This window comes from Variovorax sp. YR266 (genome assembly GCF_900107295.1).
GTDB lineage: Bacteria > Pseudomonadota > Gammaproteobacteria > Burkholderiales > Burkholderiaceae_C > Variovorax.
On record NZ_FNPM01000010.1, the window covers coordinates 75,892 to 91,365 of the forward strand.

Annotated in this window: 15 protein-coding genes; 6 read left to right on the forward strand and 9 right to left on the reverse strand. The window is 67.3% G+C overall.

Annotated elements, in window-relative coordinates; translation table 11 throughout:
• The gene (locus BLW48_RS24895; protein WP_256330907.1) at positions 1 to 1,524 is read left to right on the forward strand and encodes a GGDEF domain-containing protein; all 1,524 of its coding nucleotides are present in this window, start codon (positions 1 to 3) and stop codon (positions 1,522 to 1,524) included.
• Positions 1,525 to 1,539: 15 nt separating this feature from the next.
• Here the strand turns inward: BLW48_RS24895 and BLW48_RS24900 are convergent, their stop codons facing one another.
• The gene (locus tag BLW48_RS24900) at positions 1,540 to 2,418 is read right to left on the reverse strand and encodes a LysR substrate-binding domain-containing protein (RefSeq protein ID WP_093058093.1); all 879 of its coding nucleotides are present in this window, start codon (positions 2,416 to 2,418) and stop codon (positions 1,540 to 1,542) included.
• 106 nt (positions 2,419 to 2,524) lie between these two features.
• Between BLW48_RS24900 and BLW48_RS24905 the strand changes: the two genes are divergently transcribed.
• From BLW48_RS24905 to metC, 4 genes are all read left to right on the forward strand, one after another.
• The gene (locus tag BLW48_RS24905; RefSeq protein WP_093178069.1) at positions 2,525 to 3,115 is read left to right on the forward strand and encodes a cysteine dioxygenase family protein; all 591 of its coding nucleotides are present in this window, start codon (positions 2,525 to 2,527) and stop codon (positions 3,113 to 3,115) included.
• A gap of 86 nt (positions 3,116 to 3,201) precedes the next feature.
• Positions 3,202 to 4,782: a rhodanese-like domain-containing protein gene (locus tag BLW48_RS24910; protein ID WP_093178070.1), complete on the forward strand. Its 1,581-nt coding sequence runs from the start codon at positions 3,202 to 3,204 to the stop codon at positions 4,780 to 4,782.
• 55 nt (positions 4,783 to 4,837) lie between these two features.
• Positions 4,838 to 5,848: a Bug family tripartite tricarboxylate transporter substrate binding protein gene (locus BLW48_RS24915; protein ID WP_093058090.1), complete on the forward strand. Its 1,011-nt coding sequence runs from the start codon at positions 4,838 to 4,840 to the stop codon at positions 5,846 to 5,848.
• 34 nt (positions 5,849 to 5,882) lie between these two features.
• Entirely contained in the window at positions 5,883 to 7,097 is a 1,215-nt protein-coding gene (gene metC / locus BLW48_RS24920) for a cystathionine beta-lyase (RefSeq protein WP_093178206.1), read from the forward strand.
• A gap of 29 nt (positions 7,098 to 7,126) precedes the next feature.
• Here the strand turns inward: metC and BLW48_RS24925 are convergent, their stop codons facing one another.
• From BLW48_RS24925 to BLW48_RS24960, 8 genes are all read right to left on the reverse strand, one after another.
• Complete coding sequence (locus tag BLW48_RS24925; protein ID WP_093178072.1) at positions 7,127 to 7,861, reverse strand: hypothetical protein; 735 nt, start codon at positions 7,859 to 7,861, stop codon at positions 7,127 to 7,129.
• 66 nt (positions 7,862 to 7,927) lie between these two features.
• Complete coding sequence (locus BLW48_RS24930) at positions 7,928 to 8,701, reverse strand: hypothetical protein (protein ID WP_143047778.1); 774 nt, start codon at positions 8,699 to 8,701, stop codon at positions 7,928 to 7,930.
• The gene (locus tag BLW48_RS24935; RefSeq protein WP_093178075.1) at positions 8,692 to 9,354 is read right to left on the reverse strand and encodes a phosphoribosyltransferase; all 663 of its coding nucleotides are present in this window, start codon (positions 9,352 to 9,354) and stop codon (positions 8,692 to 8,694) included. The genes BLW48_RS24930 and BLW48_RS24935 overlap by 10 nt, the downstream gene beginning before the upstream one ends.
• Positions 9,355 to 9,376: 22 nt before the next feature.
• Positions 9,377 to 10,069, reverse strand: coding sequence for a hypothetical protein (locus tag BLW48_RS24940; protein ID WP_093178077.1), 693 nt, complete (start codon positions 10,067 to 10,069; stop codon positions 9,377 to 9,379).
• A gap of 99 nt (positions 10,070 to 10,168) precedes the next feature.
• On the reverse strand, positions 10,169 to 10,588 hold the full coding sequence (locus BLW48_RS24945) for an SEL1-like repeat protein (RefSeq protein ID WP_093058086.1): 420 nt from the start codon (positions 10,586 to 10,588) through the stop codon (positions 10,169 to 10,171).
• 157 nt (positions 10,589 to 10,745) lie between these two features.
• Positions 10,746 to 11,549, reverse strand: coding sequence for a class I SAM-dependent methyltransferase (locus BLW48_RS24950; protein ID WP_093178079.1), 804 nt, complete (start codon positions 11,547 to 11,549; stop codon positions 10,746 to 10,748).
• Between the two features lie 126 nt (positions 11,550 to 11,675).
• A complete protein-coding gene (locus BLW48_RS24955) occupies positions 11,676 to 11,882 on the reverse strand; it encodes a YbdD/YjiX family protein (RefSeq protein ID WP_093058085.1) in 207 nt (68 codons plus the stop codon).
• 4 nt (positions 11,883 to 11,886) lie between these two features.
• Complete coding sequence (locus BLW48_RS24960) at positions 11,887 to 13,962, reverse strand: carbon starvation CstA family protein (protein WP_093178080.1); 2,076 nt, start codon at positions 13,960 to 13,962, stop codon at positions 11,887 to 11,889.
• A 215-nt stretch (positions 13,963 to 14,177) separates the two neighbouring features.
• Between BLW48_RS24960 and BLW48_RS24965 the strand changes: the two genes are divergently transcribed.
• Positions 14,178 to 15,428: an FAD-dependent oxidoreductase gene (locus BLW48_RS24965; protein WP_093178082.1), complete on the forward strand. Its 1,251-nt coding sequence runs from the start codon at positions 14,178 to 14,180 to the stop codon at positions 15,426 to 15,428.
• The last annotated feature ends 46 nt before the right edge of the window (positions 15,429 to 15,474 follow it).

Sequence of the window (15,474 nt, forward strand, 5' to 3'; positions counted from 1 at the left end):
ATGGCAGTCGTGGGCACCGCCGCCAGCTACATCCAGCTCACCCGCTTCCTGCGGGAAGACCTGACGAAATCGGTGGCGACGCAGCAGATGGCGCTGGCCGCCTACGTGGCCCGCGATGTCGACAACTACCTGGACGAACGGCTGTCGTTCCTGGAGCGCCTGGCTGGCGCCCTGCCGCCGGAACTCCTGGCGCAGCCCGAGCAGCTGCATGCATGGCTGGCGGAACGCAGCGCGCTGAGCGCCTTCTTCCCCCTTGGCCTGGTGGTCACCGATGTCACCGGCAAACGACTCGACGGGCGCGACAGCGCCGTACAGCTGGAAACGGGCGGTCCGGAATTCACAGCCGCATCCGCCGGGAAGCGCGCGGTAGGCCGCCCACGGTCCACGGCTTCTCAGCACTCGGCCCTGCCCATGGCCGCGCCCATCCGCAACGGTGCCGGCCAGGTGGTCGCCGTGCTGCTCGGCACGGCAGACCTCTCGGCCGATGGCCTGCTCGACCACCTGCAAGAGGGGCGCGTGGGCCAGGCCGGCGGCATCCTGGTGATCTCGCCGCGCGACCGCATCTTCGTCGCCTCGACGGACGTCTCGATGTCCCTCACGCCGACCCCGCCCGACGGCGTGAACCCGCTGCACGACCGGGCCATGGCGGGTTTCCGCGGCAGCGGGACGACGCGCAACGCCAAGGGCATCGAAGAAATCTCCGCCATTGCCTCGGTGCCGAACAGCGGCTGGTTCGTGGTGGCGAGGCTGCCCGTTTCAGAAGCGCTGGCCCCGGTGTCGCGCATGCAGACCTTCATCCTGCAGCAACGCGCGCCCGCCGTGACGGCGGTGCTCGTCGTGATCGGCCTGATCATGGCGTGGCTGCTGCGGCCGCTCCTACGCGCCGCCGACCAGGCCGACCGCATGACCCGCGGCGAGCTCGCGCTGACGCCGCTGCAGGTGGTGCGCAACGACGAGATCGGGCACCTGACGCAGGCCTTCAACCGGCTGCTGGCCAAGCTGCTCGACAACCAGGAGGCGCTGGCTCGCCTGGCCCACCACGACACATTGACAGGCTTGCCCAACCGCAAGTTGCTGGACGAGCGGCTGCAACAGGCGCTGGTCCATGCCAGGCAGCGCGCGCAGCAGGTAGCCGTGCTCTACCTCGACCTCGACGGGTTCAAGGACCTCAACGACACATTCGGCCACGAAGCGGGCGACAAGGCCCTCGGGGAAATCGCACACCGGCTGCGGGCCCTGGTGCGGCACACAGACACAGTGGCGCGCATCGGCGGCGACGAATTCGTGCTGCTGGCCACCGACTTCGAAGAGCCCGCGGAACAGGCCGCATTGACGCTGGCACGGCGATGCATCGACGCGATCGCCCAACCGCTGCAGCTGGAGCATTCAAGCATGGTCATCGGCGTGTCGATAGGCATCGCCCTGGGCAACGGCAGCGAAACGCCGCAAGACCTGCTCGCCACGGCCGACAAGGCCATGTACCGGGCCAAGCAGGGCGGGCGCGGCAGCTACGCAATGATGTAGGCGACAGCAGGAGCCCTACGCAGGCATGTCGGTACGCGGCAGCCGCAGGTGCTTCTTCAGCGTCTCGAACACCTGCCGCGTGACCGGGTTCACCACATGGCTGCGCACATAGAGGTAGTACGCCAGGTCGGGTAGCCGCGGCATGCCGTCGCCCGCGCCCAGCACGCGCAGGCCCGCGTCGAGCTGCTCCACGCCGCGCGCCGTTACGCCCAGCCCCGCGCGCAATGCGGCCTTGATGCCGATCAGGCTCGACGAGGTGTAGCGCGGCGTCCAGGCCACGCCCGCCGCGTCGAGCGCCTCGTGGCCGATGCGGCGGAAGATGCTGGGCCCGTCGGCCATGATGAGCGGCACCGGCTTCGTCGGGTCGTGCACGTAGCTCGCGGCGCACAGCCACACGGTGGGCGAAGTGCGCAGCACCACGCCTTCGAACTGCGACTGCTCGTCGGCGCGGTTGGAGATGATCATGTCGACCTCGCCGCTCTTGAGCGATGTCATGAGATAGGGGCTGCGGCCAATGTGGATGTCGAGCTGCAGCAGCGGCGAGGTGCGCGCCACCTCGGTCAGCAGCAGCGGCAGCATGGTCTCGGCCACGTCGTGCGGCGCACCGATGCGCAGGTTGCCTTCGAGCTGCCCCTGCCGCAGGCTGCGCAGCGCCTCGTCGTTCAGCGCCAGCATGTGATGCGCGTAGGTGAGCAGCCGTTCGCCGTGCTCCGTGAGCCGCTTCTGCCGCCCCTGCTTGGCGAACAGCGGATGGCCGATCTGCTCCTCCAGCCGCTGCATCTGCTGCGTGATGGCCGACTGCGTGCGCCCCAGGTGCACCGCCGCCGCCGCAAAGCTGTTGAGGCTGACGACGGCCGCAAAAGAACGCAGCAGTTCGAGATCGAGCGTGGGCATACATTAATTTTATTGATGTGTTTCCTGCTCTGCTTGGATTGTTGCATCACGCCCCCGTCACTACAGTGAATGCACACCAAACAGGCAACCCCACTGGAGAAACTGCATGAGCACCCCTTCCGAGCAACGCCGCCAGGCCGTCGAGGCGTCCATCGCCGACATGAAGAAAGCCATCGGCGGCGCTGAAGCCACCCGCGAAAAACTCGACGTGGTGCTCGATTCGCTGCAAGACCTGGCCGCGCACACCGAATACTGGGGCGCCGCCGACTTCCCGCCGCCCGAGGCCGGCGAGCACCAGGCCCGCTACCTGATCGCCGAAGACCCGGACCAGAGCTACGCGCTGTACCTGAACGTGATGCGCCCGGGCAAGAAGATCGTGCCGCACAACCACACGACCTGGGCCTGCATCGCAGCCGTGGAGGGCACCGAGCACAACCGCGTGTACGAGCGCACCGACGACGGCAGCGTGCCGGGCGTGGGCAAGCTGAAGCAGACCGAACTGGTCGTCGTCGCGCCGGGCAAGGGCATCGCGCTGATGCCTGAAGACATCCATTCGGTCGAGATCCAGGGCGAGCAAGTGATTCGCCACCTTCACATGTACGGCCGCGCGCTCGAAACGCTGAACCAGCGCACCGCCTACGACCTGGCAGCAGGCACGTACCAGACCATGGGCATCGGCGTGCAGACGCGCCGCTAAGCGCTCCCTTCCCGGCTTTCCTTTTCCTCATGCGGGCCGCGCGCTGCGGCCTCGCAGGACTTCGTTCGTCCCAACGACTTGCTCTCATGACCTCCTTCATCGACCCGAAGACCCTCAAATCCTGGCTGCACGACGGCGGCGAAATCGCGCTGCTCGACGTGCGCGAGCACGGCCAGTACGGCGAGGCGCATCTGTTCTACGGCATTCCCCTGCCCTTCAGCCGGCTGGAAATCGATGCGCCGCGCCTTGTGCCGCGCCGCGGCGTGCGGGTGGTGGTGTACGACGAAGGCGATGCCGATGTGGCCGAACGCGCCGCCGCGCGGCTGGCCGTGCTGGGCTACACCGACGTGCACGTGCTGCAAGGCGGCGCCCGCGCATGGAAGGCCGCGGGCTACGTGCTGTTCGCGGGCGTCAACCTGCCTTCGAAGACTTTCGGCGAGCTGGCCGAAGAGGTCTATCACACGCCCCGCGTCAGCGCCGACCAGCTCGCCGAGATGCTGGCGCGCAAGGACAAGGTCGTGGTGCTCGACGGCCGCCCCGTCAGCGAGTTCCACAAGATGAACATCCCCAGCGCCACCTGCTGCCCCAACGGCGAACTGGCCTACCGCGTGCGCCAGCTGGTGCCCGACACCACCACGCCCATCGTCATCAACTGCGCGGGCCGCACGCGCAGCATCATCGGCGCGCAGACGCTCATCAACCTCGGGCTGCCCAACCCCGTCTATGCGCTGGAGAACGGCACGCAGGGCTGGTACCTGGGCGACCACACGCTGGAGCATGGCGGCACGCGGCGCTATGCGGACGACAGCGGCAACACCGACCTGCGCCCCGCCGCGAAAGCGCTGGCCGCCCGCTTCGACGTGCCGGCGGTGAACGCGCAGACCGTGCAGCAATGGGCCGCCGATACAAGCCGCAGCCTGTTCCTGTGCGACGTACGCACGCCGGAAGAATTCGCGGCCGGCAGCCTGCCCGGCGCGCAGCACACGCCGGGCGGCCAACTGATGCAGGCCGGCGACCAGTACTTCGGCGTGCGCGGTGCCCGGCTCGTGCTGTTCGACAACGACGGCGTGCGCGCACCGACCATCGCGAGCTGGCTGCGGCAGATGGGGCATGACGCGAGCGTGCTCGAGGGCGGGCTGGCAAGTGGCCTCTCGCTCGCGCCTGCTGCAGCGCCGGGTGCACCCGCACTGGCCACCATCGATGCGCAGGCCCTCGCTGCGCGCATCGAGCGCAACGAGGTGGCGGTGATCGACCTGCGCGGCAGCATGCAGTTTCGCGCCGGTCACATCCCGCAGGCGCGCTGGTCGATTCGCCCTCGCCTCGCAGGCGACGTGAAGAGCGAGACCCGCCAGCTCGTGCTGGTCGCCGACGATGCCGCGCTTGCGGCATGGGCTGCCGCCTCCGAGCTCGCAGGCCACTCGCCCGCGCCGCTGCTGCTGGCCGGTGGCATGGCCGCATGGCGCGCCGCAGGGCTGCCCGTCGAGGCCACGCCCGCGCTGCCCGCCGACAGCGACTGCATCGACTACCTGTTCTTCGTGCACGACCGGCACGACGGCAACAAGGAAGCCGCGCGCCGCTACCTCGCATGGGAGACCGGCCTCGTCGCGCAGCTCGACGCGCAGGAGCGGGCCGCCTTCCGCCTTCCCACCGCCGCATCGCACCCCTGAGCCCGGCTTCCGCTTTCTGTTCGTCCTTGTCCGTTCCTATTCCAGGAGTTCCGTCATGTCGTTCGCCAGCCGCATCCCGCACCTTGCCCGTTTTGCCGTCGCCGCCGCATGGCTCGCGGCGCTCGTCTTGCAGCCAGCCACAGCCGAACCGCTCGCGCCGCGCAACGGCTATCCGTCGCAGACGGTGAAGTTCATCTCGCCCTTCCCGCCCGGCGGCGGCAACGATGCAACCGCACGCCTCGTGACCACGCGCCTGCCGGAAATCATGGGACAGGCGGCAGTGGTCGACAACCGCGGCGGCGCGGGCGGCAATATCGGCGCCAAGGCCGTGGCCGACGCCAAGCCCGACGGCTACACCGTGCTCACCTCGCAGGTGTCGATCATGGCCGTGAACCCCACGCTGTATGCGGCGCCCGGTTTCGACCCGATCAAGAACTTCATTCCCATCACGCAGATCAACGCCGCGCCGCTCGCGCTGGTGGTGGATGCCAACTCGCCGCTCAAGACTTTCGCCGACCTCGCCACCAAGGCCAAGGCCAGCCCCGGCAAGGTGACGTATGCAACGCCCGGCAACGGCACGCTGTCGCACCTCGTTGGCGTGGTGCTGTCGAAAGACGATGGCATCGCCATGACGCACGTTCCCTACAAGGGTGCCGGCCCCGCACTCACCGACCTGCTCGGCGGACAGGTCGATGTGCTCGTGACCTCGACATCTTCGGTCGCGGGCCTGGTGCAGAACGGCAAGCTGCGCGTGCTGGCCGTGACCAGCCCGCGCCGCATCGGCGTCTTCAAGAATGCACCGACGCTCGAGGAACTGGGCTACGCCGGTGCACGCTTCGAAGACTGGTACGGCTTCTTCGCACCGGCCGGCACACCGCCCGAGCGCGTGGCCTATCTGAACGAAGCCATCGTGCGCACGCTGCGCATGCCCGAGGTGACCAAGCTCGTGAACGATGGTGGCAGTGAAGTGGTGGCCAATTCGCCCGAAGCCTTCGCCGCGCAGTTGCGCCAGGACATCGACCGCTGGTCGCGCATCGTCAAACTTTCCGGTGCGAAGGCAGATTGACGCACCATCGAGGCTTGGCCAACGCTTGAACACCATGTCCAACTCGCACAAAGACTTCCCTGGACTCTCCCTCGACACCCGGCTCACGCGCACCGGCAAGGCGCCTTCCTATGCCGGTGGCGCGCCCGTCAACACACCGCTGGTGCGCGCGAGCACTGTGCTGTTCGACAGCGTGGGCGCAATGCGCGACGCACGCGCGCGGCGCGACGACGAACGCATCTTCAGCTACGGCGCACGCGGCACCCCGACCACCTTCGCGCTGGAAGACGCGGTGAGCGAACTCGAAGGTGCCTACCGCACGCGGCTCTTTCCGACCGGCCTCGCGGCCATCGGCATGCTGCTGCTGTCGTACCTGAAGCCGGGCGACCATGTGCTGATGTCGGACAGCGTGTACGAGCCCACGCGCAACCTCGTGCATTCGTTCCTGGAGCCGTACGGCATTCGCAGTTCGTTCTTCGCGGCGGACGGCAGAGGCATCGAGGAACTGTTCGAGCCCAACACGCGGCTGGTGTATGCGGAGTGCCCTGGCTCGCTGGTCTACGAGATGTGCGACCTGCCGAAGCTCGCGGAGCTGACGCACGCGCGCGGCGCGCTGCTCGCGGCGGACAACACCTGGGGCTCGGGCTGCCAGTACCGGCCGCTGGCGCTGGGCGCCGACATCTCGACGATGGCCGCGACCAAGTACCTCTCGGGCCACTCGGACGTGATGATGGGCACAGTCGCCACCACCGAAGCCGCATGGCGGCCGCTGAACGAGCGCTGCGATGCATTCGGCATGACCGTGAGCCCCGACGACGCATGGCTGGTGCTGCGCGGCATGCGCACGCTGTCGGCTAGGCTGCAGATGCACGAGCGGCATGCGCTCGAAGTGGCGCATTGGCTTCAGAAGCGGCCTGAAGTGGCGACTGTGTTCTGCCCGGCACTGCCGCAACATCCGGGGCACGATATCTGGAAGCGCGATTGCAGCGGGACGAATGGGCTGCTTTCCATCGAGCTGCAGCCCGGCATCGAGAGCGCCGCGGTCGAGCGCTTCGTCGATGCGCTCACGCTGTTCGGGCGTGGCTCATCGTGGGGCGGCTATGAAAGCCTGGTGGCCTGGACCAACATGCGCGCGGCACGCAGCGTGACGGACTGGAGCAAGCGCGGGGCGGTGGTGCGGTTGCACATCGGGTTGGAGGCGCCGGAGGATCTGACGGTGGATCTGGGGCGTGGGTTCGATGCGATGAGTGCTCCGGCGCAGAAGGCATAGCACTCGACCGAAAAGAAGCTCTGAATTCTTCAGCTAGCGAACTTCAGAAGTAGCTGAGGATTCTTGGCCAATGCGGAACGACCGGTCGACACCAGCAACGAATAAGTGATTGCGAGCGCAGCGACAGGTCTGTCTTCGGGATGAAGAGCATCGACTATTCGCTGAGCGCATGAGCGGAGCACCGTCGCCATCCCCAGATCGGAAAAATGTTCGGACAGCGTCATGAAGCCGCTGACCACGAGCGCAGAGTCTTCAGGAAGCACACGGGCATAGCGCCAGCCCTTGGCCTCGATGCTGCCGACGATCTGATCCAGACCTCTTCGCTCGCCAAAGAAGATCGCACGCACAGCCATGAGGAGAAGCAACGCGGCGTAGCGTGTTGCTGCCGATTCATCGATCCTGGTCGGAAGGTAGCCCTTGAATTTGAAGGTGCCTTCCGCCGCCGCGACAGGCAGTTGCGCCAACTCCGAGGCAAGCGCCGCAAAGCCGTTGGCCTGACACCATCGCTTCAGGGTGGGGAGCGGAGCAAATTCGAACTCGCTCGCGATCGCGTCCAGAGCATTCTTGATTCCGTTGTCACGCTGCAAGGCCTGTTCGGCCATTTCACGCAGATAGGGATGCGGGCTGTCGACGAGTTCCTCGAGGTCGACCGGGCTGGGACGAAGCCGCGCCTGAGGCAGTTGCTCTGTCGGAAACACCAGAAGCACGCCGAGTTTCTGGTGATCGAAGACGAGGTCGGTTGCGGCAAATGAATGGATGGGCATCGGCGCCAGGCTCGGTTTCGTTGGTCAAGAGAGTGCGTTCTTCATTGCCTGTAGGTACTTCCTGTCTCAACGCGCCTCTTCCGCCTTGGCCGGGGTGAGGCTAGCCACAGCTTGCGTGAAGAGCAGACTCTCATCCGGCACCTGTTTGAACGGAACGAAGATCGGCTCCCCGTTCTTCGGGCCATACCCCACGACGCCACTCTCGACGATTGCCCCGGCAATCGCACCGCCCAGCGCACCGGCAATGCCGGCCTGTCCGACCGAGAGCCCCGGAGTTTGCACAATGGTGTTCACGATCACGCCGTTCACCATCGTGCCCTGATCCCGGAACTTCGGCAGGTAGAACAGGCGCATAGGCGGAGATGCGCCCTTGTCCTTCGCCAGCCAGAACCCTCCCACGGCCAGTGGCTCCTCGGTGGTGCCATCGGCATTCTGCTGACCGCCAAGCACCAGCAGGGCACCGTTGCCGAAGTAGTACCGGCCGGCCTTGTCTTCCATGGTGGCCTTGTAGGTGCCGGGCAACAAGCCGTGGTAGTGCCGCACGCCGGGCGCTGCGCCTGCGATGGCGGAAAACATCAGCTTCTCGTGGAGTTCGATGGAATCCCCGGAAATGCGCTTGAGATTCGGGTCATGCGATGCGCAGCCTGCCAGCGCCAAGGCAGTAGCAACCAGCAGCGCCACGCATGAAATCAATGCTCCCGCACGCATTGCAAAGCGGAAGACGCTTCGTCCCACTCTCCCGTTGTGTACTTCTCTCTGGACCATCACTCCGCTCCACTCTTTGGTGACACAGGAGTCTACGGTGCGGAGGCGTCGGGGAAGAAAGATCATCAGCGCCATTGCGCCAGCGCCTGCAGCACCTCTTCGTCGCTGGGCGCCTCGAATGATTCGTACCAGGCACCGACGGCGAAGAAGGGCTCTGGCGTGTGCAGGCACACCACCTCGTCGGCATGGGTCATGGCGGGGCTCATGCTGCCGATGCCGGTCAGCGCTGACGGGTCGGCCGGTGTCTGCAGCGCATGGCACGCGAACGCGCTGCCCAGGGGTACGGCCACGATGACCGAGGCTGCGCCGAGTGCCCTTGCAGCAATCACCGCTGCGCGCATCGACAAGCCGGTTGCGAGTCCATCGTCGACCAGCAGAGCCGTCATGCCATGCAGGTCGAGCGGCGCGCGATCGCCCCGGTATGCGCGCTCGCGCCGCTGCAGTTCGCGCTGCTCCCGTTTCAATGTGCGCGCCATACCGGGCGCTTCTTCGCCCGTCACGCGAATGCCGCCGACTGCAATGGCGCCGGCGGCGTATTCCTCATGGCCGGGCAGGCCTAGTTTGCGCACGACCAGCACATCGAGTGGGAGGTGCAGCGCGCGTGCCACTTCGGCACCCACCGGCACGCCGCCTCGCGGCAATGCGAGCACGATGCAGCGCTGTGCATCGCGGTACTGGCTCAGCAATAACGCCAGTTGCCGGCCGGCATCGGAGCGATCCTTGAACATCGCATCCCTCTTCGTTCGCGCTTCATTCGCGGTTGCCCGGCGCGTGGGCGTCGTTGCTTTCAAGAACGGTCTCGGACCGCATCCCCGCGCCGCCGCCACCACCGCCGCCTTTGGCACCACCGCCTCGTCCACCGCCGGCCCCTTCGCCACGATCACCACGCGCAGGCGTGCCTTTCGCCCGCACGGGGCCTTGCCTGGGAATGCCCAGTTCCGCAGGAACGGGGTCGAGGTCCAGCACGTCGCGGATGAAAGTGCGCAGCGCCACGACCAGCTCTGCCGTCTCGACAGTGCGGCCCGCGACCATGTCATTGGCCGCCTTGGCGGCGAGGCGCACGTGCGTCTCGGTGCCCAGCAGGATCACGTCGGACAGCGCGGCTTCCACTGCATCGCGGATGCGGCGACGGCGGTCCGATGCGGACACGTCTGCATGAGCAGCCGCATCCTCTGCCGCCGCAGCCCCTGCCCGTTGCCGAAGCTCACGCAGATGACTGGGGTCGACGGCAAGGTCGCCGGTGAACGAACCGCCCAGCACCTTGTAGGCCGTAATGAGCGTCTTCAGCCGCTCGTTGATCTGCCGGTTCTGGCGCTCGCGCCGCTGCTGCACGCTGTGCATCACGAGCAGGCGTATGCCGACCGCCACGACAGACACCAGCACCAGGCCCATCAGGGTCGTGAGCAGGCCTTGCCAGGAACTGAAATCGAGCACGTTGCGCATGGAGGACGGTCCTTGTGTCGAGGGCGACAGCATGCCCTCGTCGCCATGCGCCATTGTGCGACCAGCGCGCAAGCATGGCCGCGATCAGGCACTACGCATTCAGCCGCAGGCGCTCTTCCCCGCAGGCGAGGCGCGCAGCCGGTTGAGGAAGGTCAGCTGCACCTTCGCCGTCTCGCTGCCCTGCACCGCCGCGCGGCGCATCCACATGCCCGCTTCGCAGCGGTCGGCCTTCACGGCGGTGCCGTAGAGCGCGGGACCGGTCATCAGCACCATGCCGAGCATCTCCTGCGCCTCGGCATGGCCTTCGTTGGCCGCCTGGCGCAGTTGTTCGAGCATCGAGCGGTAGTCGCGCGCGGCCTGTGCCTCCAGCGCGAGCTGGAAGCGCTGCTCGGCCTGCAATTGCGTGCCGGCGTCCAGCGGACTGGCCGCGCAGAGCGCGGCCGCCAGGAGCAGCGCTGCCGAGAGCAAGACCCGCCAGCGCAACGACAGGCCGGCAAGCTGGTTGAATTCGGGTTGCATCGATGTTCTCCACGATTGACATGGAAGACATCGTCGCGCCGCCGCGCCAAAGAAAGAAGCTGGAATTGACACAGGCCGCCTCAGTCGGCGCCTGAGCCCAATGACGGCTCGATGCGGCAACTCCTGCAACGGCCCAGGCGTGTCGGCCTGGCGGCGCTCAGCGTGCCCGCGCGCGCGTCAGCAGGTAGTTCTGGTGCACCACGTTGTCGACGTAGTACGGCTCGGCAAGCGCATCGAACTCGGACCGCAGTGCGGCCAGCTTCTGCGGATCGCCGGCGAGACCTTCCACGAGCTTGCGCATCGGGCCGACCGAGCGCTCGAGGAACAAGCGGAAGTGCTCGATGCTCAGGGCCGGAAATTGCATGGTGCCGCGCCCGAAGAACGGCGCCTCGAAGTGCGGCCCCAGGCGCTCCGCGACGATGCCCGGGTTGCCCCATTGCGGCGGCGGCGACGCGCCGGCCGGAGGGGGCGGCGAGTTGTGCCCGATGAAGGCGAACATGCGCCCCACGAAATCCTCCGGCGGCCATGTGGCGAAGGCGATGCGGCCGCCGGGTTTCAGCACGCGGCGCATCTCGGCCACGGCAACTTCCGGACGCGGCGCGAACATGTGGCCGAACTGGCTCAGCACCACGTCGAAGGAGGCATCGGCGTACGGCAGGTTCTCGGCATCGCCTTCGGTCCAGGTGATGTCCCCATGCCCGGAGACGCCGGCGTTGTCGCGCGCGGCTTCGAGCAGCTCGGGCGTCAGGTCGAGCCCCGTGACGCGTGCGCCCCGGCGCGCCGCCGTGATGGCCACCACGCCCGTTCCGGTGCCGACGTCCAGCACCACCTCGCCCTGCGCTACCTGCGCGAACCTGACGAGATGCCCAGCCACCGGGGTCGTGAACATGGCGGTCGGCGCAAAGGTCGACCACATCTCGCGCTGGCGGCCCTTGAACTCTGCAAACGGATCCTGGGACATATCGCCCTCCATGCCAGCCACAAGGCTGCGGACATGGACGGGACTCTAGGCCCCGGGAACCGGCCCGTACATCCCTAGAGACGGGGCTTCGATCGGAAAGACCTGTAACGCAATGCCGCGCCAGGCTCAGCAGCAGCGCCCCTTGCCCGCCCCGTAGCGCGCCTCCAGCCGCTCGCGGAAGAAGGCCTCGTAGCTCATCGGCGGCCGGTCAGGGTGGGTGGCCGCCATGTGCGTCAGGTAGGCGTCGTAGTCGGGCAGCCCGACCATGAGCCGCAGCGACTGCTTGAGCGAGCGCGCAAAGTAGCGCCCGGCTTCCGGCAATGCGAGGCCCATGGCGTCAGTGGGCAGCCGTTGCGGCTGCCGCGCCCACGGGCTCGAACGGCGTCTCTTTGGTGGTCGGCCGGTTGGCCGCACGCGCCGCGAGGCAGGCCTTGACGCTGTACACCAGCACGCTCAGCACCACGAAGATGAAGAGCGCGCACAGCGCCGCGTCGAGACGGTCGTTGAACACGATGCGCGACATGGCTTCGGGCGTCTTGGCCGGCGCCACCAGCACGCCGTTGGCGATGCCGTCGGTGTACTTCGCGGCGTGCGAGAGAAAACCGATCTTCGGGTCGGCCGAGAAGATCTTCTGCCAGCCGGCCGTGAGCGTGCACGCCAGCAGCCATGCTGCCGGCGCAATGGCCACCCACGCATAGCGCTCGCGCTTCATGCGGAACAGCACGACCACGCCCAGCATCAGCGCCACGGCGGCCAGCATCTGGTTGGAGATGCCGAACAGCGGCCACAGCGTGTTGATGCCGCCCAGCGGATCGACCACGCCCTGGTACAGGAAGTAGCCCCAGGCCGCGACGCACAGCGCCGTGGCAACGAGGTTGGCCGGCAGCGAATCGGTGCGCTTGAGCGCGGGCACGAAGCTGCCCAGCAGGTCTTGCAGCATGAAGCGGCCCGCGCGGGTGCCGGCATCCACGGCCGTAAGGATGAACAGCGCCTCGAACAGAATCGCGAAGTGGTACCAGAAGGCCATCATGGCTTGCCCGCCGATCACCTGGTGGAGGATGTGGGCCATGCCCACGGCCAGCGTCGGTGCGCCGCCTGCGCGGCCGAGGATGGTGGTTTCGCCCACGTCCTTCGCGGTCTGCACCAGCATCTCAGGCGTGATCACGAAGCCCCAGCTCGACACCGTGGCAGCCACTTGCTGCGCGGTCGTGCCGACCAGCGCGCCGGGGCTGTTCATCGCAAAGTAGATGCCCGGCTCGATGCACGAGGCCGCAACCAGCGCCATCACCGCAACGAACGATTCGGCCAACATGCCGCCATAGCCGATGAAGCGCGCATGGCGCTCGTTGTCGAGCATCTTGGGCGTGGTGCCCGAGGAGATCAGCGCATGAAAGCCCGACACCGCGCCGCAGGCGATGGTGATGAACAAGAACGGGAACAGGCTGCCCGACCACACCGGGCCGTTGCCCTGCGCGAACTGCGTGATGGACGGCATCTGCAGCGTGGGCATCACGAACACGATGCCGATGGCCAGCGCGATGATCGTGCCGATCTTCAAGAAGGTCGACAGGTAGTCACGCGGCGCCAGCAGCAGCCACACAGGCAGGCTCGCGGCGATGAAGCCGTAGCCCACCAGCATCCACGTGAGCGCCTTGCCGTCGAAGGTGAAGAGCGGCGCCCATTCGGCGCTCTGGCTCACGGCCTGCCCGCCGAAGATGGCGAGCATCAGCAGCACGAAGCCGATCAGCGACACCTCGCCGATGCGCCCCGGTCGGATGTAGCGCAGGTACACGCCCATGAACAGTGCCACCGGAATCGTCGCAGCCACCGTGAAGGTGCCCCACGGCGATTCGGCCAGCGCCTTCACCACGATCAGCGCCAGCACCGCGAGGATGATGATCATGATCATGAAGGTGCCGAACAGCGCGATCATGCCGGGCACCACGCCCATCTCCTGCTTGACTAGGTCGCCCAGCGAGCGGCCGTCGCGCCGCGTGGAAATGAACAGGATGATGAAGTCCTGCACCGCACCGGCGAACACCACGCCGGCCAGGATCCACAGCAGGCCGGGCAGGTAGCCCATCTGCGCGGCGAGCACCGGGCCCACCAGCGGACCGGCCCCTGCGATGGCCGCGAAGTGGTGGCCGAACAGCACGTTCTTGTCGGTCGGCACATAGTCGAGGCCGTCGTTGTGGCGGTGCGCCGGCGTCTTGCGGTTGCCGTCCAGGCCCAGCACCTTGTCGGCGATGAAGAGGCTGTAGTAGCGGTAGGCGATCAGGTAGGTGCAGATCGCGGCGGCCACCACCCAGAGGGCGTTGACGCTTTCGCCTCGGGTCAGGGCCACGGTGCCTAGCGCGAAAGCGCCGACCACGGCCACGACCAGCCACACCAGATGGCGTCGGATGCTGTGCATGCGGATGTCTCCTCGTTATTGACCCGAGGAGTTTTGCCGGGCTGCGGCGCGGGCGCATCCGTCGGACTGCGCAGGGCGGGCGCGTGGCTTTGCGTAATGGAAAACCCGGATACGGCAAGCGCCGGGCCGCTGTGCAATGCCTGCGGGCCTACATGCATGAACCGGACCACGCGCGAAGATCGAGCCCGTCATCAGGGAGCGAAAAGATAGAAGCCATGGACACACAACCACGCTGCTGCATCGCAGGTGGCGGTCCTGCCGGCATGGTGCTGGGCCTTCTGCTGGCCCGGGCCGGCGTGCCCGTCGTCGTGCTTGAAAAGCATCTCGACTTTCTGCGCGACTTTCGCGGCGACACGGTGCACCCGTCCACGCTGGAGATATTGCACGAGCTGGGCCTGCTCGAAGCCTTTTTGCAGCGCCCGCACGACCGCATCGAGGAACTGCGCGCCACCATCGAAGGCCGCAGCATCCCCGTGGCCGACTTCACGCACCTGCCTGCGCACAGCAGGTTTCTCGTGCTGATGCCGCAGTGGGAGTTTCTGGACTTCATGTGCGACGAGGCCCGGCGCTACCCGGGCTTCGAGCTGTGGACAGATGCCGAGGCCATCGGCCTGCTGCAGGACAAGGGCCGCGTCAACGGCGTGAAGGTGCGGCGAGGCCGCCGCGCGGGCCAGCCGCAGGATGTCGAGCTGCACGCCTCGCTGGTGGTGGCGGCCGACGGCCGGCACTCCGCGCTGCGCGATGCCGCCGCGCTGCCGCACATCAGCTATGGCGCGCCCATCGACGTGCTGTGGATGGCCATTCCCAGGCAGGCCGGCGACCCATCGGCCACCGCGGGCCACGTCGCGGGCGGGCGCTTTCTGGTGACACTGAACCGCGGCGATTATTGGCAATGCGCCTTCGTGATTCCCAAGGGCGGCCACGATGCGTTGCAGGCCCGGGGCATCGGGGCATTCCATGAAGCGATCGGCAAGATCGCGCCCTTTCTCGCCGCGCGGCTGCCTGAGGCGCTGCCCGATTGGGACGCGGTGAAGCTGCTCGAAGTGACGGTCGACCGCCTCGAGGCCTGGTCATGCCGCGGGCTGCTGTGCATCGGCGACGCCGCGCATGCGATGTCGCCGGTGGGCGGCGTCGGCATCAACCTCGCCGTGCAGGACGCCGTGGCTGCCGCGAACCTGCTGGCCACTGCGCTGGCCGGCACAGCGACCGAGAAGGAGATCGACACCCTGCTGCCCCAGCTGCAGCGCCGCAGGGAATGGCCCGTGCGCGTGACGCAGGCCGTGCAGCGCCTCATACAAGACCGAGTGCTGATGCCAGTGCTCGACGGCGAGCTGACGGCCACGGTTGGGCACGTGCCCTGGCCGCTGCGGCTGTTGGCACGCTGGCCCCTGCTGCGCAGGCTCCCGGCACGGGCCGTGGGAATGGGCGTGCGGCCCGAGCACGTAACTTCGCCGCGCACAAAATGAAAAAGCTGGCATTTCGTTACACAGCCGAGGTCTGGCGAGGCCGCCA